Origin of the sequence: Variovorax glucosi (genome assembly GCF_051216695.1) — a bacterium.
Classification (GTDB): Bacteria; Pseudomonadota; Gammaproteobacteria; order Burkholderiales; family Burkholderiaceae_C; genus Variovorax.
Window position 1 is genome coordinate 519,259 of the sequence record NZ_JBPJZE010000001.1, and the last position, 23,408, is coordinate 542,666.

A 23,408-nucleotide genomic window follows, 5' to 3' on the forward strand; every position below is an offset into this window, starting at 1 on the left:
CTGTTGCTTGCGTTGCTCATGAAGCGCTCCCTGATGTAGTCGTGTTTGAAGCCATGCTCGCAGCCGCGTTCTTGCGCAGCGTCGGCAATCCGACACCCGCAGCGTCGAAACCGCCGTCGACCGCGATCACCTGGCCGTTGATGAAGCTTGCGTCGTCGCTGCACAGGAAGCCGATGGCGTTGGCCATCTCTTCCGGCGTGCCGTAGCGGCCGAGCGGGATGGTGTCGTAGTAGTCGGAGCGGATCGCGACGCTGTGGACCAGCTTCGCCATCTCGGTTTCCACCGGGCCCGGCGCGATCACGTTGACGCGCACGCCGGCATTGCCCAATTCGACCGCGTACTGCTTGGTCAGATGGATGATCGCGGCCTTGCTGGTGCCATAGGCGACCCGCAGCGTGCTGGCGCGCAGACCGGAGATCGACGCCACGTTCACCACCGCGCCGCTGCCCGCATCGGCCATCAGCGCGCCGAAAACCTGCGTGCACAAGAAGGTTCCGTCGAGATTAGTGCCCAGCACATGGCGCCATTCCTCGAACGACGTGGTCAGCGCCGTCTTGAAGACGGCCACGCCCGCGTTGTTGACCAGCGCATCGACACGCCCGAAACGCGCGATGACGGCCTTTGCCGCGTCGCCGACCTGCTTCGGATCGGCCACGTCGCAGCGCAGGCCGAGCACCGTGTCGGGCAGATCGAGTTCGGCGACGGTCTTGTCGAGCGTGGCGCCGTCGATGTCGAGGAGCGCGACGCGGTAGCCATGCGCCAGGAACCAGCGGCCGACCGCCAGGCCGATGCCGCGCCCGCCGCCGGTGACGACGGCGACGCGGGAAGAATTGGTGTTCGGATTCGTTGTTGTCATGGTTCTTATTCAGTCTGCGGAAGGAAGCCACTCTTCGAGCGTGATCTCGAAAGTGACGCATACGGGATTGGCGCCGGCGACGAACGGTCCGCCGTGCAGGTGGCCTTCGGTGTCCGCGACGACACCGGTGATCGCGGCGCGCGCCGAGCCGTCCGCCTGGGTACGGACTTCGCCGGCAAGGCTGACGATCTCGATCGCCGGCCCGCCGATGAGTTGCGGCGAACCGTCCGCGCCTTCGAGGCAGGCGTCGGTGAGACTGCCGAGCGCGCCGCGCACGAAGGCGTTGCGGAAGCCCTGGGCCATGCAGACTTTCTCGATGGCGCCGACCAGATCCTCGTTCGGCGCAATGCGCGCGTAAGCCACGCGGCCCATCCGGCCCCGCTCGATCAGACGGACTTCAGACATGGGCGCGCGGACGCATCAGCGGCATCCGGGTTTCGTCGTCGTAGCCGATGCGCAGTTCGAAGCTGCCGAGCGCGGTCACGACGACCGCGATGCTGCGGCGACCGACGACTGTCCTGTCCGTCAGGATGTGGCCGCCGCGCACGGTGCCGCTTTCGGTACGGAATGCCGCGTGGCAGTGGACCGACGGAGAACCGTCTGCCGCCTTGCCGAGCGTCGCGTTGCCGAAGATGAAGCGTGCGTTGCGTTCGCTGTGCGGCTGGCCGTACATCGCAACGCGCTGGCCGCTCGGATCGGGCTGCGCCAGGCAGAACACCAGCGATTCGAGATCGCCGTCGAGCAGCGTCATCGATGCGCTCGAAATGCCTTCTTCCGTCAGCGCGGCGATCAGGCTTTCGTGGATGCTCCTGCCGCTGGGCAACGTCAGGCGGACATGCCTGCCACGGCTGTCGCTCATGGCGGCGATGCGCACCGGATCGAGCGGCCCGGGATGGACCACCGATCGGAACGGTGGACGCACGACTGTCTTGTCTTGCATTGCTTGTCTCCTTGCACCGTGCTGTTTGCCGGTGCTTTCTTGTCCGTTGAACGCGGAATGAAAGAAAGTCTAGAAGTTGACATCGATAGACACAAATTTATAATTCGTATCGATCAATACATTAATCAGATCAATGGAAATTCGTCATCTGCGGTGCCTGATCGCCGTCGCGGAAGAACTCCACTTCGGTCGCGCTGCCAGGCGCCTGAACCTGTCGCAGCCACCGGTGAGCCTGGCGATCAAGGAGCTGGAAGAAGAACTCGGCGTCACGCTGTTCGAGCGGACTTCCCGGCGCATCGCGATCACCCGCGCCGGCGAGCAGGCGCTGCGCGATGCGCGCGTCGTGCTGGGCGGCATGGAAACCTTGCGCCGCCGCGCGCACGACGCCGCATCCGGACTCATGGGTTCGCTGTCGATCGGCTTCATCAGCCTGCCCGCCTATTCGTTCCTGCCCGGCGCACTGCGGCAGTTCTCGGAAGACAACGAGCGCGTGGAAATCGCGCTCTGGGAAGGCACGACCGACCAGATCATCGAGGACGTCGAAGCCGGCCGAATCGACCTCGGGCTCGTCCTGCAGCCGACCAGCCTGCCGCAGACGCTGGAATCGCGGCTGGTGCAGAACGACGCGCTGATCCTCGCGATGCCCGAATCGCATCCGTTGGCACGCCCCGGCAGCGTCGCGCTGGAGGATTTCGCGGGTGAGCGGTTCCTCGGCTTCGCGCGCCACTTCGGCCCGCAGATGTTCGATTCGGCGGTCGCGACGTGCATGCGGCGCGGTTTCAGCCCGAGGATGTTTCCGGCACGTCAGATGAACACGATCGTGAGTCTCGTCTCGGGCGGCGTCGGCGTCGCGCTGGTGCCGGCATGCGTCCAGGCGGTGGAACGCAAGGGCGTCGTCTATCGGGAGATACAGGGCGAGAAGACCTACATCGACACGCTCGCCGTCTGGCGGCGCGCGGACGATTCGGCGCTGCTGCGCGCGATGCTGGTGCTGCTGCCGTCGCTGGAAGAAGCCGGGGACGATGCCGGCACGCTTCCTTTTAGGACACTTCCTGGATCACCGCGACAGGTGGACGCATAGATTCCGGCTCTCCATCAACTCCAAGAGAATCCCGTGCTCGCATCCTCCCTTCAATCCACCGCTTCCCCCATCGCTTCGCAGCGCTTCGCGACACGCGAGGCTCAGGCCCGGTTCGACGACAAGTCGTCCATCAGGGAGTTCACGCGCAATCACGCGCAATCTTCGCGTTCGACGCCTGCGTCCACTACGACGTCAACGGTGCGCGACAAAGGTGGGATCGCGCCAAACAACACGACCTACGGCAGTATGGTTTCGCTGGCCGGCGAGGCCCTGTCCTTCTGGCCCACGGGTACGCGCTGGACATCGGCCATCGATCTGGGACCCGTCAACGGCCAGCGGACCAGTTTTCATACCGTTCGGCTGCAAGGCATCGGCAACGAAATCCATGCGGCCGTCGAAAAGGATGGCGCCATATTGCACAACATCCGCCTCTTCCGCGACGCGAACAACGCTGCGCAGGTCAACCTCGACGGCCATCTCCTGAACGCCAATTCGCCGCCCGAGCAACTCGAAGTGGCCCGGGCTGTCGCGTCCGCAGCGGCGAACGCGTGATCGACGGCAACCCGTCGCGACAACGATCAGTCGATGAAAGGTAGCGTCGCCACGGGCTCCCACGGCCCGCCGACGTAGTTCCAGACCTGGAGGCCGGTCGCCGTGATCCGCCGGGGTTCGAAGCCTCTCTGGAGTTCCGCATGCAGCACTCTCGCGACCGACGGTTCGACCTTGTTCTGCACGGTGATGTGGAGCCGGCCGTGCCATGCACCGTCCTGGCGAGAAAGAAGAGGCGCCCAGCGCGCGGCGAGTTCCTGGCGAACGACGACGGCCGGCGGCGCGGTAATGCCGAAGGCCACACCCCGTCCGAGGAACAGCAGCCGGTCGACGTCCATCGCGAAACGCCCGGTCCTGGCGGCGATCTCGGCAACGTCGCGCAGCACTTCTTCGCGCGCTTCAAGAGGCAGCGCGTGGAAGAGCGTGACGTGGGCCGAAAGCCAGTTGCGCGCCGAGGGAAAGTGGGCCTGTCGCAACGACGTGAAATGCTCGGCCGAGGCCGGGTCCATCTGCAGGGTGATGATGAGTGCGGTCGGGTTCACGAGGTGGATGCAGAAGTGTTGGATGAACGATCGGAAGCGGCAGGCAACGACCGCGTGGCGCCGACCAGCCGGGCACGGCCAGCACCGACACCCACGAGAGCCAGCGCGATACCCAGAGCAGCAAACAGCAGCGCCGAAGCATCGAAACTTCCGGTGCCGGCGCGTATCAGTCCCACCAGCATCGGGCCGCAGGCCGCTATCAGATAACCGATGCCCTGCGCCATGCCGGACAGATACGCAGCCACCTGCGAATCCGGCGAACGCATCACGATCAGAGTGAGCGCCAGCGAGAAGGTGCCGCCCTGCGCCAGCCCGAGCAGCACCGCCCAGGCCCATATGCCGCCGAGCGGCGCGAACATGCAGCCGAACATCGTTGCGATGGTCGATACGACCAGCACCAGGGTCAGGCCGACCTGGTCGCGTCGGCGGAAAGCGATGGCCGGAACCAGAAGACAGGTCGCGAGTTGCGCGAGCACCGATATCGACACCACGAAACCCGCCGTCTCGGCCGACAGCCCGCGCTCGCGCAGGATCGGCGCCAGCCAGCCCATCGTCGAATACGCAAGCGCCGACTGCAGGCCCATGAACAGCGTCACCTGCCAGGCCACGCGGTCGCGCCAGAGCCAGCCAGCCGCACGACCCGGCGGACCCGCGGCGGGCCTGGCCGAACGCGACAGCGCGTGCGGCGCCCAGAGCAGCGTACCGAGGAACGCCGGAATGGCCCAGATCGCGAGAGCGCCGGTCCAGCCGCCGCCCGTCGCATGCTCGAGCGGCACGGTGAAACCGGCGCCGGTCGCCGCGCCACCGCAGACGGCCATCGTGTAGAGACCCATCATCAGGGCCGAGCGGTCCGCGAAATCGCGCTTGACCAGACCGGAAAGCAGCACGTTGCTCACGGCGATGCCGGCACCGGCAAGCGCCGAAGCCATGAACAGCACCGGCACGCTGCCGAGCCCGCGCAACGCGGTGCCGACCGTGATCAGCACCATGCAGGCCAGCAGCGCTCGCTCCAGCCCGAGCAGACGCCCCAGCCGCGGCGCGAGCATCGCGAATAGTCCGAGGCAGATCACCGGCAATGTCGTGAGCGCACTGGCGCCGGTTTCCGAAAGTCCCGTCGACTTCACGATCTCGGGCAGGACGACCGACAGGCTGGAGAAGATGGGTCGGAGGTTGAAAGCGATCAGTACGATCGAAACGCCCAGAAGAAATTTGCGTGATACGAGAGGGAGCATGAAGAGCGTGCGCAGATAAGGCGGGGTCAAGGTCGGATGCTGGCAAGCTTGCGTCAGAATTCATTCATACATAACGGAGACAAACCATGCCCTCATCGATCAAGTCGAGCCGACGAAACGCGCTTTCGCTCGCAGCCGTAGCAGCTGTCGCAGCCGTTGCAGCGATCGGCGCCGTACCCTTCAGTCCGGCGTTCGCGCAGGACGCCTGGCCGACCAAGCCGATCACCATCATCGTTCCATTCTCTGCAGGCGGCACGACCGACATCGTCGCCCGCTTCGCAGGCCAGGCGCTCTCCCAGGAACTGGGACAACCCGTGATCATCGACAACCGGCCCGGCGCCGGCGGCAACATCGGTGCGCAAGCCGTCGCGCGCGCGACGGCCGACGGCTACACGCTGGTCATGGGAACGGTCGGCACGCACGCGATCAATCCGTCGCTGTACAAGAAGATGCCGTACGACCACATCAAGGATTTCGCGCCCATCTCGCGCGTCACCGCGGTGCCGAACGTGCTGGTCGCCAATCCGGCGCAGCCCTACAAGACGGTCAAGGAACTGATCGCCTACGGCAAGGCGAATCCGGACAAGCTCACCTTCGCCTCGTCGGGCAGCGGCACGTCGATCCACCTCGCGGGCGAGCTCTTCAAATCGATGACCGGAATCACGATGCAGCACATTCCGTATAAGGGAAGCTCGCCGGCCCTGACCGACCTGATGGCCGGACAGACGAACGTCATGTTCGACAACCTGCCGTCCGCCATCCAGTTCATCAAGGCCGGGAAGCTGCGTCCCATCGCCGTCACCACGATCAAGCGCGCACCGCAGTTCCCCGACCTGCCGACGATCGACGAAGCCGGCGTACCCGGTTTCGATGCGGCGTCGTGGTTCGGCCTGCTCGCACCGGCCAACACGCCGCCGGCCGTCATCAAGCGCATCGACGACGCCTTGATCAAGGCAATGGCCACCACCGACCTCAAGAAGAAGATCATCGAACAGGGCGGCGAGCCGATCGCCGAAACGCCCGACAAGTTCGCGGCGTTCATCCAGACGGAAACGGTCAAGTGGGCGAAGGTCGTGAAGGAATCGGGAGCTTCGGTGGACTGATGTAACCAAGGATCCATGCAAACGCCCGCGACACGGACAATCTTTCCCATCCGCACCGAATGCCCTCCCGGTGCGTGTGTCTGTTCGCGCGAAGCGTTGCTGAATGCGCCGTCGGCCGATATCCGCGTGCTGTTGCTCACGCGCGATGAAGAAAAGCGGTTGCTCGGGAGACTGGAAAGCCTGACAAGTCTTCAGGAGCTGAGGCGTGTAGAGGCACGTTTGTGCGACCAACTGGGAATTCGCCTCAACATCACCATCGGACCGAATGAAGTGCGCACGGTGCGGGGCATCGCGATTCTGGTGCCCGAGCAACCCGGTCTGTGCAGGAAGACCAGGCAGTCGATTCCGGCCGCCATCCGCGTCAGCCTGGAAAAGCATCCGCAGATCGTGTTCGATCTTCTCGATGAATTCGGGCTCTTCGGTGGCGCCGACGCGTCGAGGTGAATCGCTACCTTCCGATGACGCAGTTTCGAGAACTCGCAACGCCTGCGTCGACGCCATCGCCGAGGCAATTGAGAGACACGTACATTCCCTTGCCTAGCCAGAACGCAGCGGATCGCTCCGACGGATCGAGACGAAAGCGCGGATTGCGATAAGGAAAGCCGGCGCGCAACACGACGTCGATGCTTTCACGAGGTCCGTAATCCAGGTAGTCGATCGCGCCCTTCACCTCGAAGGTCCGTCCTTTGAACTTCGTGTCGGCCGCCAACGGATTTTCCTGGTAGACCCTTGCCAGTTCGGAAGCGGTGGTCCGAACTTCGACGGCAGGTACCGGATAGGCAAGTTCCGCCGTTCGCAGCGTCCTGAATTCTGCGTCGTTCACCGACGGCAAGACGACCCCCAACAACACCATTCCGGCAACGGAGAACACGATCGCACCTAGGAACCGCGGATTTCTGTTCATGGCAACTGGACGACGCCGATAGACGAGCAGCAGTCATTGTTGTCCAGTTTCAGCTCTCTTATGCGAACTTAGGAACTACTTTTTTCAGTTCCGTGGACAAGCACACGAACCGATCTGAAAACCAACGTATTGCAGAAAACGCCAGCGTGCCACCGTTTGTCTTGCACAACTATCAATTTGCCGCTGTAAGAATTTGCAACGCATAATTCAGCATCGGACAGAATTGCAATCAGCCGATAGTGAAAGTAGCGAAAAACGTTAATAGATCGACTAATTTAACTCTTTAGTTCTCTTTGTGTACTCCAACATGAGCGCATTCGATTTCGATCTCGAACTCCCGGCGGCCTGGCCCCGGGGCGCGGTCGCTGCGCAGAAAACCGCACGAGAACCAAGCTCCGCGCGCGACCTGCAATCGATGCTCAGTGCTTCGGGCGCCCTTGCGCTCCATGTCGACCCGAACGGTCGCGTGCTCGAGGCCAGCGAGTCTTCTTCGGTCCTGCTCGCCTTCCCGATGGAACACCTGCTGCAGGCATCGTTGGGCGATCTCGTTGCCTCGGACCATCGCGACATCCTCGCCGGCCTGCTGGCCAATGCCTGGACGCGATCGAGCGACAGGCATGCGCGGCTGAGATTCACGGGCGGGCTGTCGGAAAGCCGCTGGCTCGAAGTGACCATCCGGCCAGCCTCGGGGATCGAAGGCAGCAGACGTCTCATCATCTTCGGCTACGACATCACCGACTGGGTCCGTGCCGAGCAACTGCTTCTGGACGAGGCCTTCGTCGATCCCCTCACCGGCCTGGGCAATCGCGGCAGGCTCCGGCAGGTCGTTTCCGAACGAATCCTCACGGCCGTTCGGCACGACACGCCTTTTGCGCTGGCGCTGCTGGACCTGGACGGCTTCAAGCGCATCAACGACACCCTGGGCCACGACGTCGGCGATGCACTGCTGAAGGAAGTCGCTGCCCGTCTCCAGTCCTGCGTCCGGCCGGCAGACACCGTGGCGCGCATGGGCGGCGACGAATTCGTCGTGCTGCTGACGAGCGTCGGTTCCGAGGCGGCTGCAGGCGCGGTGGCCGAGCGAATCGTCCACAGCCTGCGAAAGCCCTTCACCCTCGCGGACTGCCAGGTGCGGATCACGACGAGCCTGGGTCTTGCGTTCTCGGGCAATAGCCAGCCGTTGAGCGAATCGAGTCTTCTGAAGCAAGCCGACCTTGCGATGTACGAGGCCAAGGCACAGGGCAAGAACCGCCACTCCCTCTACACGCCGCTCATGGAACGGCAGCAGCGCGAGCAGTTCGCGATCGAGCAGAACATGTTCGACGCAGTGCAGAACGGCGAATTCACACTTCATTACCAGCCGATCTTCGTTCCTAAGTCGGGCGCGGTGCTGGGCCTGGAAGCGCTGATGCGCTGGGAGCGGCCGGGCGGCAACGTTCCGCCGCTGGAATTCATCCCGCTGGCGGAGCACAACGGACTGATCAACCTTCTCGGCGACTGGGCGCTGCGCAGTGCCTGCCAGCAACTGCGTTGCTGGGACATGGCCGGCAAGTATTTCGATTACGTCTCGGTGAACGTCTCGCCGGTGCAGTTCAGGCATCCGGCGTTCGTCGATGGCGTGCGCCAGGCGCTGACCGCCTCCGGACTCGAAGGCCGCCGACTGGTGCTGGAGATCACGGAGGGCACGCTGATGACCGACCCCGAGCATGCGGGCAAGCTGCTCAACGAACTTTGCAGCCACGGCGTCCGTATCGCGGTCGACGACTTCGGAACGGGCTACTCTAGCCTGGCGTACCTGCAACGTTTCCCGCTCCAGGCACTGAAGATCGACCGGAGTTTCGTCGCCGAAATGCACGACTCCCAACACGGTCGCACCATCGTTCTCGCCGTGCTCTCCCTTGCACGGGAGCTCGGCCTGATCTCCATCGCCGAGGGCGTGGAAACACAGGCGCAGTGCGACCTGCTTGCCGAGCACGGCTGCGATTACGCGCAAGGGTGGTTGCGCTCCCCTGCACTTCCCACACTCGAGCTCGAGCGGCGCCTGGACGCCGGCATCCTGACATTGCACCAATGAAGTATTCCAAGGAACAGTTCTTCGATACCCTGTGGTCGCGGATGGCGCAACAGGGCGACTTTCCGACCCTCCAGTTCTGTATCGACAACCTGGTCTCGACCCTCGGCTCGGACGCGAACATCGGCACGCTCGCCTCCAGCGTGCTTGCGGATTTCGCGCTGTCGCAGCGCGTGCTTCGCCTGGCCAATTCCGCGATGTATGCGTCTTTCGGCGGCGAAGTGACGACCGTCTCGCGCGCCATTGCCGTGCTCGGCGTGGACACGGTCGGCCATCTGGCCCTGGGTCTGCAGCTGCTCGACAACTTCCGCGGTGCCGCGGCGACCCGCCCGCAGGCCGCCGATGCCTTGAAGCACGCCATCCTCGCGGGCGAATTCGCGCGCATGCTCAGCAGTTCGCAGGGCATCCATCAAGGCGAGGAAGCCGTGGTGTGCACATTGATGCATCACCTGAGCCAGTTGCTGCTGGTCTTCTATTTCCCGACGGAGTGGGAAATCATCCAGGTCAAGGGCGGCAGCAAGCGTGAAGCATTGACGATCGCCTGCGAAGAAGTGCTCGGCGTCTCGCTGGAAGAGATCGCCAACGAGGCAGCGCTGAAATGGCGACTGCCCGACCTCATCACCCGCACGATGTTCCAGAAATCGCTCGACCCCGAACAGGTTGCCGCCTCCCACACCAACTGGCTCGGCGCGATGGCCGAAGTCTCGGCGCAGGCAGCTTCGGTGATGGCGGAAGGCGGCGGTCAGGAGGAAGTGCGTGCGCTTCTGCTCAGCCACGCACAGGCCTTGGGGCTGCAGGAGAGCGTCGTCGACGCCGCCGCGCTCCGGGCCGAGGGCCTGAAGGCCGAGTTGGGTGGCATGGCATCGCATTCGGGAGCCGAAAGACTGGCGCAGCCCGGAAAGCCGAAGGACTTGCCCGTTCGGCTGAAGACTGCGCTGGCAGAAACGCGCGCGGTGGCGATCTCTCTGCCGAATTCGGAACTGGTGCCGCTGGTCGTCGAGACGACGATGCAGGCGATGAACTTCACGAACTGCTTCATCATGCTGCTCAACCCGCAAGAGAAACGTTTCACGGCACGTGTCGGCTTCGGCCCGGGCGTGACCGAGAAACTGCCGCTGCTGGTGTTCGAGGAAGGCTTCGTGCCCGACGTCTTCCACTTCGCCGCCAATGCATGGAATCCCACCTGCGTCGTCGACACATTCAGCAAGGAAATGGCCAATCGCATTCCCCGCTGGTATCGCGATGCGTTTCCCGACACCAAGTCTCTCGTGCTTGCACCGGTGTTTCTGAAGAGCCGGCCGGTCGCGCTGGTTTGCGGCGACTGGGGAACGACGGGCTGCGGCGCCGACCCGTTGAAGGAAGAAGACCTGACCGCGCTGAAGACGCTGGTGGCGGAGATCGGGATGGGGTTTCATCGAAGCCAGTCGGCTGCGGCTGCGACGGCTTGAATACAAAACAAAAACGCCCCGTGAGGGGCGTTTTTGCTAGCTAGCTAATTGGCGGAACCGGAGGGATTCGAACCCTCGATGAGGCTCTACACCCCATACTCCCTTAGCAGGGGAGCACCTTCGGCCACTCGGTCACAGTTCCTGAGTCGTCGATTATGCCAGTTTAAGACGCCGTTTTCGCGCCTCGCTCCAGCAAATCGTCGTTATCGACGCCTGTCCGTATCAGGCCGCAGGCTGGTCCAGATCGAAAGCCTTGTGCAGCGCGCGCACGGCAAGTTCCATGTACTTCTCGTCGATCACGACCGAAGTCTTGATCTCGCTGGTGGAGATCATCTGGATGTTGATGCCCTCCTCGCTCAGCACGCGAAACATCTTGCTCGCGACGCCGACGTGACTGCGCATGCCGATGCCGACGATGCTCACCTTGCAAATCTTGGTGTCGCCGACGATCTCGGCCGCACCCAGCGTCGGCAGCACCTTCGACTTCAGCAGATCGACGGTTCGCGCATAGTCGTTGCGATTCACCGTGAAGCTGAAATCCGTCTTTCCGTCCTTGCTCAAATTCTGGATGATGACGTCGACCTCGACGTTGGCGTCCGCGACGGCGCCGAGGATGTGATACGCGATGCCCGGCTTGTCGGGCACGCCCAGGACCGAGATCTTGGCCTCGTCACGGTTGAACGCGATGCCGGATACGACGGCTTGTTCCATGTTTTCAGCTTCCTCGAAAGTGATCAGCGTGCCGGAGGTGGCTTCTTTGTTGATGTCGATGTCCCATGGCGTGAAGCTCGAAAGCACGCGCAGCGGGACCTTGTATTTGCCGGCGAATTCGACCGAGCGGATCTGCAGCACCTTGGAGCCGAGGCTCGCCATTTCGAGCATTTCCTCGAAGCTGACGGTCGCCAGGCGCCGTGCATCGGGTTCGACGCGCGGATCGGTGGTGTAGACGCCGTCGACATCGGTGTAGATCAGGCATTCGGCGGCCTTCATCGCAGCGGCGATCGCCACGGCAGAGGTGTCGCTGCCGCCGCGACCGAGCGTCGTGATGTTGCCGGCGTCGTCCACGCCCTGGAAGCCCGTGATCACGACCACCTTGCCGGCCTCGAGATCGGCGCGCACGCGGGCGTCGTCGATGCTTTCGATACGTGCCTTGGTGTAGGCGCTGTCGGTGCGCACCGAGACCTGCCAGCCTGCATAGCTCACGGCCGGCACGCCCTCGGCCTGAAGTGCGATGGCCAGCAATGCCGACGAGGCCTGTTCGCCGGTCGATGCCAGCATGTCGAGTTCGCGGTCGTGGGTGGCGTCGTGCTTGTTGGTCGCCAGTTCCTTGGCAAGACCGAGCAGACGGTTGGTCTCGCCGCTCATGGCGCTCGGGACGACGACCATCTGGTGGCCGGCGCGTTGCCACTTGGCCACGCGCTTGGCGACGTTCTTGATGCGCTCGGTCGAGCCCATCGACGTGCCGCCGTATTTGTGAACGATCAATGCCATGGGTTGAATCAGAGAGAAGAAAACAGCAGAAACAGTCGGCAGCTGAAAGGCCGGGCGGCCTGCGCGCCGCGAGGTGCGGCGCTAGGGAGAAGGCGCGAAATTGTACCAACGCAAAAAATCGCCCTCCCGCTCGACGAAACCGCCGGCCACCTTCAGGTGAATGCGATGGCCGCGCGTGCGGCAGGCATCGAGCTGATCGAGCAACTGCTGCAGCTGCGCCTCGCTCGGCACCGCAGCGTGCGCGTTGCGAAGCCAGTGCCGCAGCGCGTTGCCGCGCCTCTCGCGTGCGAGTGCGCGAAGCCCAGAAATCGTCGGCGGCGAGCCGGTGGCCTCGATGTCGATCTCGGCAAGTTCTGCCAGCAACCCCGAAGCGCGCGCTGCATTGCGTGCCGATCGGGCAAAGGTCTCGCGAAACTGCGGCAAGACCTCGGCCAAGGCCGGAAGGAGACGGTGGCGAATTCGATTGCGCGTGTAACGCGCATCGGCATTGCTAGGGTCTTCGATGAAGGCGATCTGCTGCACATCCAGCCACGCACGAAGCGCCTCGGCATGCAGCTCGAGCAATGGTCGATGGAAGAAAACGCCGTGACGCTGAATGGTGCGCGGCATTCCCGCAATGCCGTCGAGGCCGGCGCCGCGACCGAGCGCGATCAGCATCGTCTCGACCTGATCGTCCGCATGCTGTGCGAGTGCGACGTGCTGCAGGCCGTGCGTTTGAGCCAGCGTCGCCAGCGTTCTGTAGCGCGCGCGTCGTGCGGCATCTTCAGGGCTTTCGCCGGGCGCGTGTCTTGCGTCGACATGGGAACTGTGGAACGGGATGCCGAGCGCTTTGCAGGTCGCCGTGCAATGCGCCTCGAACTCGTCCGCCGCTTCCTGGAGCCCGTGGTGCACATGCAGCGCCTGCACCTGACCCGGCCATTGCGCCGCCGCAGCATGCAGCAACACAGTCGAATCGGCGCCGCCGCTGTATGCAATCCCTATCGGAAGCGTCGCTGCCCAGGTCGCAAGGGCAGGAGCGGCAGGGTTTTCCACCCGGTCAGCGGGTGTTTTCTGCCTTGGTGTCCGAGAAGCGGCCGTAGCTCTGCAGCCTTTCGTAGCGACGCTCGAGCAGTTCCTTGACCTTCAGATCGCTGACCTGGCGGAACGCATCGTTGAGCGCGCGCTTAAGGAACGCCGCCATCTGTCGGTGGTCGCGGTGCGCGCCGCCGACCGGCTCATTGACGATCTTGTCCACCAGCCCCAGCGCCTTGAGACGATGCGCCGTGATGCCCAGCGCGTCCGCGGCTTCCTGCGCTTTCTCGCTGGTCTTCCAGAGAATCGACGCGCAACCCTCGGGGCTGATGACGGAATAGATCGAATACTGAAGCATCACCAACTGGTCGCCGACCGAAATCGCCAGCGCGCCGCCGGAACCGCCCTCGCCGATGATGGTCACGATGATCGGCACTTCCAGCTGCGCCATCTCGAAAATGTTGCGTCCGATCGCTTCCGACTGGCCGCGCTCCTCGGCGTCGATGCCGGGGTACGCACCGGGCGTGTCGACGAAGGTGAAGACCGGCAGCTTGAACTTTTCCGCCGTCTTCATGAGACGCAGCGCCTTGCGGTAGCCCTCCGGCTTGCTCATGCCGAAATTGCGCGCGGTGCGTTCCTTGGTGTCGCGGCCTTTCTGATGGCCGATCACCATGCAGGGCGTGCCATTGAAGCGAGCCAGCCCGCCAACGATCGACAAATCGTCCGAGAAATGCCGGTCGCCATGCAACTCGACGAAGTCGGTGAAGATTTCGTGGACGTAATCGAGCGTGTACGGGCGTTCCGGATGCCGGGCGATCTTGGTGATCTTCCAGGGCGTCAGGTCGCTGTAGATGTCTTTGGTGAGTTGCTGGCTCTTCTTGCCCAGCTGATCGATTTCTTCGGAAATGTCGACCGCGGATTCGGTCTGCACATAACGCAATTCTTCGATCTTGCTTTCGAGTTCAGCGATGGGCTGCTCGAAGTCGAGGAAGGTTCGTTTCGCCAACGTCTTCTCCTGTTATTCAGTACGCCACGGGTACGGGGTCTAGCGAGCGCCAAATATACCAAGTCGCCACGCTGCAATAAGGCGCCCAGCCGACACCGACTTCGCGCAGGTCGCTGCGGCTCACCGGCTCGCCGGAAAAGTAGTTCTGGCTGACACCGCTGACCAGGCCCGCGTCGTCGAGCGGCAGCACGTTGGGCCGCATCAGATGGAAGATCAGGAACATCTCCGCCGTCCAGCGGCCGATGCCGCGGATGGCAACCAGCTCGTCGATGATCATCTCGTCGGTCATGTCCTTCCACGAGTCGATGTGCACCGCACCCGACTGGAAGTGGATCGCCAGATCGACCAGGTAGGCCACCTTGCGCGCCGACAGCCCCGCGGCACGCATGTCGTCGACCTTGAGCTTCAGCACGTTCGCGGGCGTGAACTTGCGCGGTAGCAGCACGAGGCGGTCCCAGACGGCTTGCGCAGCCTTCACCGCGATCTGCTGGCCGACGATGCTGCGCGCCAGCGTGATGAACGCGTCGCCGCGCGACTCGAGACATGCATCCCCGAACTTTGGAATCAGCCGCTTCATCACGCGGTCTTTCTTGGCCAGATGCCGGCACGCCTCTTCCCAGTAGTCGGGCGTGATGATCTTGACCGGAGCCACCCCGTCCGGTTCCGAAGGAACGGAGTCGTCCTCAAAGAAATTCGTCACCATCTTGTCCATCACTGTGCAGCTGTCCATGTTGTGCCTGTGGACGAATCCTTCAGCGAAATACCCTTGGCCAGCAGTTCCTTGCGGATGCGATCGGCCTCACCAAAATTCTTCGCGGCCTTGGCTGCCGCGCGTTCCGCGATCAGCACCTGGATGGCCGAGTCGTCGAGCACGCTGCCGGCTTGCAGAAATGCCTGCGGGTCTGCCTGCAGCAACCCCAGGCAACCGCCGAGCGCACGCAACAGGCCGGAGAGTTCCCCCGACTGCGTACGGTTGATTTCGCCGGCCAGATCGAACAGTACCGCCACCGCTTCGGGCGTGCTGAAATCCTCGTCCATTGCCGACCTGAAGCGTGCGGCATGGCCAGAGCTCCAGTCGATGGTCACCGCGACCGGCGCGACGAGATGCAGCGCCGTGTAGAGCCGCTTCAGCGACGCACGCGCATCGTTCAGATGGGCGTCGCTGTAGTTCAGCGGGCTCCGGTAGTGTGCCCGCACGACGAAGAATCGCACCGTCTCCGCGTCGAAACTCTTCAGCACATCGCGTATCAGGAAGAAATTGCCCAGGCTCTTGGACATCTTCTCGTCGTCGATGTTGATGAAGCCGTTGTGCATCCAGGTGCGCGCGAGCGGCTGGCCGTTGGCGCCTTCGCTTTGCGCGATCTCGTTCTCGTGGTGCGGGAACTGGAGATCGGCGCCGCCGCCGTGGATATCGACCGTCTCGCCCAGCAAGGCGCAAGCCATCGCCGAACATTCGATGTGCCAGCCCGGCCGGCCGGTGCCGAAACCGCTCGGCCAGCGCACCTCTTCCGGCTCGGTCGGCTTGGCGCTTTTCCAGAGCACGAAATCCAGCGGATCGTCCTTGCCGTCGAGCACGGCCACGCGCTCGCCGGCATGCAGCTCGTCCAGCGACTTGCCGCTGAGCTTGCCGTAGCCCGGGAACTTGCGTACCGCGTAATTCACGTCGCCGTTGGGCGCGCGGTAGGCCAGCCCCTTGTTTTCCAGCGCACCGATCATCGAAAGCATCTGGGGAACATGATCGGTCGCGCGCGGCTCGTGCGTCGGACGTTCGACCCCCAGCGCGTCGGCATCGACATGCAGCGCTTCGATCATGCGGTCGGTCAGCGCACGGATGGTTTCGCCGTTCTCGGTCGCCCGACGGATGATCTTGTCGTCGATGTCGGTGATGTTGCGTACATAGGTAACGGCAAGCCCGCTCTGCCGCAGCCAGCGCTGAACGACATCGAACGCGACCATCGACCGTGCATGACCGATATGGCAGAAGTCGTAGACCGTCATGCCGCAGACGTACATGCGGACATGACCGGGTTGCAGCGGAGAAAACTCCTCCAATGCACGCGTCAGCGTGTTGTAAATGCGCAAGCTCATGGAATTCGGGGCGTCGATTCGCGGCTGGCCGTCGCGGTCGATCGACACGAAGTCAGACGATCAACGGCCGCAGGCGATCAACGGTTTTTTCAGGGGTGTGGGGGCTGCGGCACGAGAGGTTGGACATGGCCGCTCGGCTACAATCGCACCAAGTATAAACGGCCCTCGACGGGCATTCTCCGGGTGTTTTCCGCAGCGCTGCCGCCACTGCTGCCACTGCCTCCATCCGCGCCAGACAATTATCCCGAGGCTTCATGAAGCACGCCGTTCTCAATTCTTCCGCACGCTCTCCTTTGTCCCAGTCTTTCCGCACAGTGCCGCGTCTGCTTGCCGTCCTGATATGCGCTGCGCTCGCGATGCCTGCGTGGGCAGACGACTACTCCGAAGTCAATCAACTGCTGCGCCAGGGCAAGCCTGCGGAAGCGCTGGTCAAGGCCGATGCCTACATCGCAGGGAAGCCGCGCGATCCGCAGATGCGCTTCCTGCGCGGCGTGATCCTCACCGAGCAAGGAAACGGCGCGGAAGCAACGGCTACCTTCACCAAGCTCACGCAGGATTTCCCCGAGTTGCCGGAGCCGTACAACAACCTCGCCGCGCTGTATGCGCAGCAGAGCAAGTTCGACCAGGCCCGCGATGCGCTGGAAACCGCCATCAAGCTCAACCCTTCATATGCCACGGCTTATGAGAATCTGGGCGACGTGTACGCGAGACTCGCTGCACAGTCATATAGCCGCTCGCAGCAGCTGGCACCCGGCATCACCACTCCCGCTCCGAAGCTCGCGCTGATCCGCCAGATCTTCACGACGCCTGCGAACGCAGCGTTGCCGGTGGCACCAGACGCGCGTCGCGCTGCCAATCGCAGGTGACCCGCCGGCCAGCTCCGGTTGCTGCAATTCATTGAAGGTTTTCCCGATGTTCACTTCGTCCAATTTTTCGCGCCGTGCAGCCCTGCTGCTGGCCGCTACGCTGACATTCGCCGGCGCTGTCGCGGCGCAGAACGCACCGCGCGTCAAGCTCGCCACATCGGCCGGTGACATCGTGGTCGAACTCGCGCCCGACAAGGCACCCAAGACCGTCGCGAACTTCCTGCAGTACGTCAACGACAAGCACTACAACGGCACCGTTTTCCACCGCGTGATCGACGGCTTCATGGTCCAGGGCGGCGGCTACACGGCCGACATGAAGGAAAAGCCTACGCGTGCCCCGGTACCGCTGGAAGCTTCCAACGGCCTGAAGAACGACACCTACACCATCGCGATGGCGCGTACCAACGACCCTAATTCCGCGACCTCGCAGTTCTTCATCAACGTGAAGAACAACGCGATGCTCGACGCACCGAACCCGGACGGCCACGGCTACACGGTCTTCGGCAAGGTCGTCTCCGGCAAGGAAGTCGTCGACAAGATCCGCGCCGTGCAGACCGGCAACAAGGGCCGCATGCAGAACGTGCCGCTCGAACCCATCGTCATCCAGTCAGCCACCGTCGTGGCGAAATAAAGAAGGAGCTTTCCCTATGAGCAATCCCCAAGTCGAACTCACCATCAAGAACCACGGCTCGATCACCCTCGAGCTCGACCGCGCCAAGGCGCCGAAGTCGGTCGAAAACTTCCTGGCCTACGTCAGGAAGGGCCACTACGACAACACCGTTTTCCATCGCGTGATTCCGGGCTTCATGGTTCAGGGCGGCGGCTTCGAGCCGGGCATGAAGCAGAAGCCTTCCGATGCCGAAATCGAGAACGAAGCCAACAACGGCCTGAAGAACGACAAGTACACCGTCGCGATGGCCCGCACCAGCGCACCGCACTCCGCGACCGCGCAGTTCTTCATCAACATCGCAGACAACGGTTTCCTGAACCACACCGCACCTTCGGCCCAGGGCTGGGGCTACGCCGTGTTCGGCAAGGTCATTTCCGGCACCGACGTGGTCGACAAGATCAAGGGCGTGAAGACGGGCAACAAGGGTCACCACGGTGACGTGCCGGTCGAAGACGTGATCATTGAAAAGGCCACGATCACGGTCGAGTGATCTTCAGCGCGGCGCGGCAGGCATGAACCCCACAGCGACCGACACGGCATTTGCCGAACTCGTCGCGCCGGCCGCGTGGCGCACCGTCGACCTGATTTCCGACCTGCATCTGCAGCCCGGCGAGCCGCAGACTTTCGAGGCCTGGCGCGGTTACCTCGAAACCACACCCGCCGATGCGATCTTCATCCTGGGCGACCTGTTCGAGGTCTGGGTCGGTGACGATGCGGCGCTGGCCGATGGTTTCGAGGCGCAATGCGCCACGTTGCTGAAGCAGGCTTCTGCGCGTCGACCGATCTTTTTCATGCACGGCAACCGCGACTTTCTCGTCGGCGCGAGCTTCGCAGTGCAGAGCGGCATGACGCTGCTCGACGACCCAACGGTGCTGGTGCTTCACGGCGAACGCTGGCTGCTGAGCCACGGCGACATGCTCTGCACCGACGACACCGACTACATACTTTTCCGAGCGCAGGTGCGCGCGCCCGCATGGCAGCAGGCATTCCTGGCCAAGCCGCTGGAAGAACGCCGCGCCGTCGGCCGCGCCATGCGCGCACGCAGCGAAGACAACAAACGCGTTCCCGGAAACGTCTGGGCCGACGTGGACACCGGCGCCGCGCGTGCCTGGCTGGAAAAAGCCGGCGCGCGCACGCTGATCCACGGACACACGCACCGGCCGGCCGAACACGCGCTCGGTGAGAGCGATTCCGGCGGTTCCGGCGGATCCAAGGGATTGCGCCGCCTCGTCCTGAGCGACTGGGATGCGGCCGCGCACCCACCGCGTGCGCAGGCGCTGTGCCTGTCGCACGCAGGCGCAGTGCGCGTCGACATCCGCTGACCATCCCATGTTCCGATGGTTGCGCAGCCTGCGGGCTGCTCCCGAAATCCCCGACGAGGCCTGGCGAGCCGTACTGGCACGCTACCCATTTCTCGACGGCCGGCCCGCTGCGGACATGGCGCGTCTGCGCACGATGTCGGCCGAATTCCTGCGCGACAAGGAGTTCCACGGCGCGCACGGTTTCGTCGTCACCGACGAGGTGGCGCTGGCGGTTGCCGCGCAGGCCGTGCTGCCGGTGCTCCATCTGGCAGGCGGACTTGCCTGGTACGACGACTTCGTCGGCATCGTCATGCACTGCGCCGAAGTCGTTGCCCAGCGCAAGACGGTCGACGACGCGGGTGTCGTGCACGAGTACGAGGAAGTGCTGACCGGCGAAGCGATGGACCGCGGGCCGGTGATGCTGAGCTGGCAGGACGTGCTCGCCAGCAGCATCGCGACCGGCGACGGCTACAACGTGGTCGTCCACGAATTCGCGCACAAGCTCGACATGCGCGGCGGCGCTGCCGACGGCTGCCCGCCGCTGCCGGGCGGTTTCGCCGGAACCTCGAACGCACGCGAGGCCCATGCCGCCTGGATGGCGGTAATGGAGCCTGCGTACGCGGATTTCAGGGAGCGGACGATCGTGGCCGAACGCTTCGGCGGCGACGCGCCCTGGCTTGACGCCTACGGTGCCGAGTCAATGGGCGAATTCTTCGCCGTGGCCTGCGAAGGCTATTTCGTCAATCGCGCGGCATTCGAACAGGAGTTTCCGGCAGTGGCCCTGCTGTTCGACGCGTTCTTCAAAGGTCCGGAATGAGCCGCTTGCCCATGACGGTGACCTTTTCCTCGCCGTAGCCGAGTTCGCGGTAGAAGTCGAGCACGGCGGCATTGCTGCTTCGCACCATCAGCATCAGCTTCGGACAGCCGCGCTCGATGAGCAATCGCTCGGCCCGCGCCATGAGCGCACGCCCCAACGACTGTCGCTGCATGCCCGGCGCAACCGCCAGGTAGTAGACCCAGCCCCGGTGGCCGTCGAAGCCGATCATGGCTGAAGCGACCACGGCGCCCTCATCGCTTCCGGCGCAAGCCACCAGAAACAGTTCCGGCTGCTCGCTGAGCTTGCGGTCTATGTCCTTTCGCGGATCGTTCCACGGACGGACCAGTCCACACGCCTGCCAGAGCGCAATGACCGCCTCCGCGTCCGCTGGCGAAAAAGCGCGGATCGCGAAGGCGCCTTCACCGGTCACTTGCGCAGCAACGCCTTCAACGCGTTCTGCAGGCGGCGTGCCGAATTGGCTTCATGCGCCGCTGCGAGCACCTTGCCGGCGTCCTGACCCCAGGTCTGCGCCGGTGCGGGATCGCCGCGCTTGGTCAACAGCTTGAGCTGCAACGCACGGCGCGCTTCGATCTGATCGGCGGGCGTCGGGACTTCCGCAGCCATTTCGAGGCGCAGCAGCGCTTCCGATGCATCCGTCGAAGTCGACGGCGCAGCACCAACGGCTTGCGACCAGGCAGTACGAACCACCGGCGTCACCGCACGGCCGAGTTCCTGCACGCTCGGCAATTGCGACGCATCGCGCTTTTCCCAGGCGCCGAGCAATTGCGTGAGCGCCTCGCCATGGGCCTGGGCTGCGAGCTTGCGCAGCGACAGTTCGGCGCGCTCGAGCGCTTCGCGCTGGGCTCGGAAAGCGGTGTCGCCGAGACGTGGACCGCGATCCTCGAAGCGCGGCGCGCCACGGTCGCCGAAGCGGCCCGCGCCGCCGCCGGCGCCAGCACCCGGACCGCCGCGATCGTTGCCGCCGCGCGAATCGGGACGCGGGCCGCGGTCGTTCGGACGACCTCCAGGGCCACCCGGGCCGCTGCGACTGTCGCGACGATCGCCGCCGAATTTTCCGTCGCGGCCAACCGTAGCCGGCTCCGCCTTGCGGCTGCCCGGACGATCGTCACCCCGGCGCGCAACCACGACCGGCTTCGGCGCCGCCTTCGGAGCGACCACCGGCGCTTCAGCAGCGGCTTCTTCCGGGACAGCGCCGATCGCGTTGTCACCGCCATCCGCACGGGCGCCGGCATCGGCGCTGTTCGCGGGGGCGATCAGATCGGCTGGCGCTGCCGTGGCGACCGGCTTGGCGCCGGTTTCCTCGGATTCGTCGTCCGACGGATTCGGCGACGGCACATCCGCTTCGTGCGCTGCAGGCTGTATCTGAGCGCCTTCGCCAAACTCGGCAGCAGCCTGGCCGTCCGAGACGACTTCGGTCGCGCCGACGGGCGGACCGTCGCTGCCGTCGGCCGTCTTGACCTTCGCTGCGGCCGGTGCCGGTGCGGGTGCGGATGCGGGCATCGGAGGCGGCGCCTCACCGCGCAACGCACCTTCCAGGCGCGCAACGGCGGCGCGAATTTTCTGGACATCGCCTGTGGAATTCGCTGCTTCGAGCGCCTTCGAGGCGTCGAGCACATGGCGGTCGAATTCGCTCATCGCCGACGACGCCTTTTCGCGCTCGGCGGTCTTGCGATTGAACGCTTCGTCGATCGGTGCGCGGAACGCATCCCACATCTTCTGTTCCTGACGGCGGTCGAGCGGCACGCCTTGCGCCTCGGCCTGCCAGCGTTGCTGCAGTGCCTTGACCGCATCGATGCGCAGCATCGGCGCGGCACCCAGCTCGACGGCTTCGGCGATCATGGCCTGACGGCGTTCGACACTTTCCTTCTGTGCGGACTCGAACGGCGCACGAGCGGCACCGAAGGCTTCGTTCCACTGCGGCTGCAATTCCGCGAAGAGCTTCTCGCCGACATGGCCGGCATCGCGCCAGCGGTCGGCGAACTGATGCAGCGCGCGGTTATGCGCCTTCAGGTCGGCGGCGTCGGCGTGTTCCGCAGCCCAGGCGCGCACTTCTTCGATCAGTGCAAGGCGATGCGCGCGGTGCTCGGCGGCGTCGGAACGGACCTTGTCGAGCCAGGCTTCGACCACCTTGTGCGCTTCGTTGCAGGCTTCGTCGAAACGCTTCCACAAACCGTGGTTGGGAACGCCGCCCTGGTCGGCCTGCTTCCACTGATCGCGCAACGCGCGCAGCGATTCCTGCATCTTCCGGCCGCCGAGCGTCTGGCCTTCGGGACGCTTGAGCAGAGCTTCGGCCTTCACGACCAGTTCTTCGCGGACCTTGTCGGCGCTCCAGCGCTGCCAGCCTTCGAGTTCGCCGGCTGCGACCAGCGCCGCGTGCACGCGCGCTTCGAGCGGTGCGTCGACTAGCTTGCCATGTTCTTTCAATACGGCGCGCAGTGCGGCTGCCGCACCGGCGCTGGCCTTGCCGTGGCCCTCGGCGGTTTCTTTTTCGAGCGTTTCGAGCGCTGCATTCACCGCGCCTTGCGCGGCGGCACGCTTTTCGGGATCGACACCGCGCGAATCGCCACGAGCGCCCGAGGGCTTGCCGGGCGCAGCCGCCGTCGCAGCTGCGGCGACGCTGGCTTCGGTGGGCAAGCCGCGCGCCGCACGCAGTTCGTCGGCCCAGACCGGCACGGGCGGCAGAGGCGCTGCCGTGTCCGCTGCGGCGGCCACGGCTTGGCCGAGTGCGACATGGAACGCGTCGGAAACCGACAGCAGTTGCGCCTTCGAGGCTTCGAGCTGCGGTGCGAATTTGGCGTCCAGGCTGTTCCAGTTGGCGTCGCCTGCCAATTCGGTGGCTTGCTGCTGCCAATGTGCGACATCGCCGCGCAACGCTTCTTCGGCGCCCTGCGCATCGCGCCAGCCCTTGGTCGACAGCACTTCAAAACGTTGTGCCAACAACACGGCAGCCTCGCGCTGGACCTGTGCGCGATGCTGGAGATCCTCAATGCCCTTCACGCGTTCGGCCAGCCGTGCCTTGATAGCAGCGAGCGGCTCGCGCGAAAGCGGTGCGCCGGCCTTGGCTGCGTCGCGTTGCCAGGCGAGTGCATCGGCAATGTTCAGTTTGGACTGGGCAAGCAGCGTCTCCGCCTTCTGGGCCCATTCGACGCCGATCGCCTCCTGGCCCTTCGTGCGCTTGATTTCATCGAGCTTTTCACGCAGAAGACGGGCGGCGCCCTTGTCGCGACCGCTCAGTTCCTTGAAAACCTCCTGCATCTGTTCTGTCGACGGGCTCGTGGCGAGCCAGTCGCGGATGCGCTGCGCCCGCTCGCCGGACGTGGGTGCCGTGAAGGCGCCGCCGGTGAGCGTGTCGAGGGACTGAAGGTCGTGGTGCTTGGAAGAATTAGAGGTCACTGCGCGCTGCTGATCGTTGTC

24 protein-coding genes and 1 tRNA gene are annotated in these 23,408 nt (G+C 64.3%); 11 read left to right on the top strand and 14 right to left on the bottom strand.

Annotation, left to right across the window (positions count from 1 at the left end):
* Positions 1–16 precede the first annotated feature (16 nt).
* The 3 genes from ACSFA3_RS02545 to ACSFA3_RS02555 are packed head-to-tail and all read right to left on the bottom strand — an operon-like array spanning position 17 to position 1,796.
* A complete protein-coding gene (locus tag ACSFA3_RS02545) occupies positions 17–856 on the bottom strand; it encodes an SDR family NAD(P)-dependent oxidoreductase (protein ID WP_435503824.1) in 840 nt (279 codons plus the stop codon).
* A gap of 9 nt (positions 857–865) precedes the next feature.
* Positions 866–1,261 (bottom strand): PPC domain-containing DNA-binding protein, encoded by a 396-nt coding sequence (locus ACSFA3_RS02550; RefSeq protein WP_435503825.1) that lies wholly within the window; start codon positions 1,259–1,261, stop codon positions 866–868.
* Entirely contained in the window at positions 1,254–1,796 is a 543-nt protein-coding gene (locus ACSFA3_RS02555; protein ID WP_435503826.1) for a PPC domain-containing DNA-binding protein, read from the bottom strand. The genes ACSFA3_RS02550 and ACSFA3_RS02555 overlap by 8 nt, the downstream gene beginning before the upstream one ends.
* A gap of 133 nt (positions 1,797–1,929) precedes the next feature.
* Here ACSFA3_RS02555 and ACSFA3_RS02560 point away from each other — a divergent pair, with 133 nt between their 5' ends.
* Entirely contained in the window at positions 1,930–2,877 is a 948-nt protein-coding gene (locus tag ACSFA3_RS02560) for a LysR family transcriptional regulator (protein ID WP_435503827.1), read from the top strand.
* Positions 2,878–2,910: 33 nt separating this feature from the next.
* Positions 2,911–3,429, top strand: coding sequence for a hypothetical protein (locus tag ACSFA3_RS02565; RefSeq protein WP_435503828.1), 519 nt, complete (start codon positions 2,911–2,913; stop codon positions 3,427–3,429).
* Between the two features lie 26 nt (positions 3,430–3,455).
* On the opposite strand, the gene ACSFA3_RS02570 is transcribed toward ACSFA3_RS02565, so the two are convergent.
* Both ACSFA3_RS02570 and ACSFA3_RS02575 read right to left on the bottom strand, forming a co-directional pair.
* Positions 3,456–3,968, bottom strand: a complete 513-nt coding sequence (locus ACSFA3_RS02570; RefSeq protein WP_435503829.1) for a 2'-5' RNA ligase family protein — start codon at positions 3,966–3,968, stop codon at positions 3,456–3,458.
* The gene (locus ACSFA3_RS02575; protein WP_435503830.1) at positions 3,965–5,230 is read right to left on the bottom strand and encodes a CynX/NimT family MFS transporter; all 1,266 of its coding nucleotides are present in this window, start codon (positions 5,228–5,230) and stop codon (positions 3,965–3,967) included. The genes ACSFA3_RS02570 and ACSFA3_RS02575 overlap by 4 nt, the downstream gene beginning before the upstream one ends.
* Before the next feature lie 56 nt (positions 5,231–5,286).
* On the opposite strand from ACSFA3_RS02575, the gene ACSFA3_RS02580 reads away from it, so the two are divergent.
* A complete protein-coding gene (locus tag ACSFA3_RS02580; protein ID WP_435503831.1) occupies positions 5,287–6,303 on the top strand; it encodes a Bug family tripartite tricarboxylate transporter substrate binding protein in 1,017 nt (338 codons plus the stop codon).
* Between the two features lie 15 nt (positions 6,304–6,318).
* A complete protein-coding gene (locus ACSFA3_RS02585; protein ID WP_435503832.1) occupies positions 6,319–6,747 on the top strand; it encodes a hypothetical protein in 429 nt (142 codons plus the stop codon).
* A 4-nt stretch (positions 6,748–6,751) separates the two neighbouring features.
* On the opposite strand, the gene ACSFA3_RS02590 is transcribed toward ACSFA3_RS02585, so the two are convergent.
* The gene (locus tag ACSFA3_RS02590; protein WP_435503833.1) at positions 6,752–7,207 is read right to left on the bottom strand and encodes an OB-fold protein; all 456 of its coding nucleotides are present in this window, start codon (positions 7,205–7,207) and stop codon (positions 6,752–6,754) included.
* A 307-nt stretch (positions 7,208–7,514) separates the two neighbouring features.
* Between ACSFA3_RS02590 and ACSFA3_RS02595 the strand changes: the two genes are divergently transcribed.
* The gene (locus tag ACSFA3_RS02595; RefSeq protein ID WP_435503834.1) at positions 7,515–9,278 is read left to right on the top strand and encodes a putative bifunctional diguanylate cyclase/phosphodiesterase; all 1,764 of its coding nucleotides are present in this window, start codon (positions 7,515–7,517) and stop codon (positions 9,276–9,278) included.
* Entirely contained in the window at positions 9,275–10,723 is a 1,449-nt protein-coding gene (locus ACSFA3_RS02600) for an HDOD domain-containing protein (RefSeq protein WP_435503835.1), read from the top strand. Before ACSFA3_RS02595 ends, ACSFA3_RS02600 begins: the two co-directional genes overlap by 4 nt.
* A 49-nt stretch (positions 10,724–10,772) precedes the next feature.
* On the opposite strand, the gene ACSFA3_RS02605 is transcribed toward ACSFA3_RS02600, so the two are convergent.
* The 6 genes from ACSFA3_RS02605 to cysS form a co-directional block, all read right to left on the bottom strand.
* A tRNA-Ser gene (locus ACSFA3_RS02605) sits at positions 10,773–10,865 on the bottom strand.
* Positions 10,866–10,945: 80 nt separating this feature from the next.
* Positions 10,946–12,214 carry an aspartate kinase gene (locus tag ACSFA3_RS02610; RefSeq protein ID WP_435503836.1) on the bottom strand — a complete coding sequence of 423 codons (1,269 nt, stop codon included), beginning with the start codon at positions 12,212–12,214 and terminating at the stop codon, positions 10,946–10,948.
* Between the two features lie 81 nt (positions 12,215–12,295).
* The gene (gene tilS / locus ACSFA3_RS02615) at positions 12,296–13,246 is read right to left on the bottom strand and encodes a tRNA lysidine(34) synthetase TilS (RefSeq protein WP_435503837.1); all 951 of its coding nucleotides are present in this window, start codon (positions 13,244–13,246) and stop codon (positions 12,296–12,298) included.
* Positions 13,247–13,250: 4 nt separating this feature from the next.
* Positions 13,251–14,231, bottom strand: coding sequence for an acetyl-CoA carboxylase carboxyltransferase subunit alpha (locus ACSFA3_RS02620; RefSeq protein ID WP_435503838.1), 981 nt, complete (start codon positions 14,229–14,231; stop codon positions 13,251–13,253).
* Between the two features lie 16 nt (positions 14,232–14,247).
* On the bottom strand, positions 14,248–14,934 hold the full coding sequence (locus tag ACSFA3_RS02625; RefSeq protein WP_435504940.1) for a DNA-3-methyladenine glycosylase family protein: 687 nt from the start codon (positions 14,932–14,934) through the stop codon (positions 14,248–14,250).
* 8 nt (positions 14,935–14,942) lie between these two features.
* Positions 14,943–16,319 carry a cysteine--tRNA ligase gene (gene cysS, locus ACSFA3_RS02630; protein ID WP_435503839.1) on the bottom strand — a complete coding sequence of 459 codons (1,377 nt, stop codon included), beginning with the start codon at positions 16,317–16,319 and terminating at the stop codon, positions 14,943–14,945.
* A 356-nt stretch (positions 16,320–16,675) separates the two neighbouring features.
* Here cysS and ACSFA3_RS02635 point away from each other — a divergent pair, with 356 nt between their 5' ends.
* Genes ACSFA3_RS02635 through ACSFA3_RS02655 form a run of 5 tightly spaced genes read left to right on the top strand, consistent with a single transcriptional unit; the run spans position 16,676 to position 19,973 of the window.
* The gene (locus ACSFA3_RS02635) at positions 16,676–17,185 is read left to right on the top strand and encodes a tetratricopeptide repeat protein (protein WP_435503840.1); all 510 of its coding nucleotides are present in this window, start codon (positions 16,676–16,678) and stop codon (positions 17,183–17,185) included.
* A gap of 46 nt (positions 17,186–17,231) precedes the next feature.
* A complete protein-coding gene (locus tag ACSFA3_RS02640; RefSeq protein ID WP_435503841.1) occupies positions 17,232–17,816 on the top strand; it encodes a peptidylprolyl isomerase in 585 nt (194 codons plus the stop codon).
* 16 nt (positions 17,817–17,832) lie between these two features.
* Positions 17,833–18,345, top strand: a complete 513-nt coding sequence (locus ACSFA3_RS02645; RefSeq protein WP_435503842.1) for a peptidylprolyl isomerase — start codon at positions 17,833–17,835, stop codon at positions 18,343–18,345.
* A gap of 22 nt (positions 18,346–18,367) precedes the next feature.
* Entirely contained in the window at positions 18,368–19,177 is an 810-nt protein-coding gene (locus tag ACSFA3_RS02650; RefSeq protein ID WP_435503843.1) for a UDP-2,3-diacylglucosamine diphosphatase, read from the top strand.
* A 7-nt stretch (positions 19,178–19,184) separates the two neighbouring features.
* Entirely contained in the window at positions 19,185–19,973 is a 789-nt protein-coding gene (locus tag ACSFA3_RS02655; RefSeq protein WP_435503844.1) for a M90 family metallopeptidase, read from the top strand.
* Here ACSFA3_RS02655 and ACSFA3_RS02660 read toward each other — a convergent pair.
* Together ACSFA3_RS02660 and ACSFA3_RS02665 are read right to left on the bottom strand one after the other, a co-directional pair.
* A complete protein-coding gene (locus ACSFA3_RS02660) occupies positions 19,957–20,403 on the bottom strand; it encodes a GNAT family acetyltransferase (protein WP_435503845.1) in 447 nt (148 codons plus the stop codon). The two genes, ACSFA3_RS02655 and ACSFA3_RS02660, sit on opposite strands and share 17 nt — an antisense overlap.
* Positions 20,400–23,387: a DUF349 domain-containing protein gene (locus ACSFA3_RS02665; RefSeq protein ID WP_435503846.1), complete on the bottom strand. Its 2,988-nt coding sequence runs from the start codon at positions 23,385–23,387 to the stop codon at positions 20,400–20,402. The genes ACSFA3_RS02660 and ACSFA3_RS02665 overlap by 4 nt, the downstream gene beginning before the upstream one ends.
* Positions 23,388–23,408 lie beyond the last annotated feature (21 nt).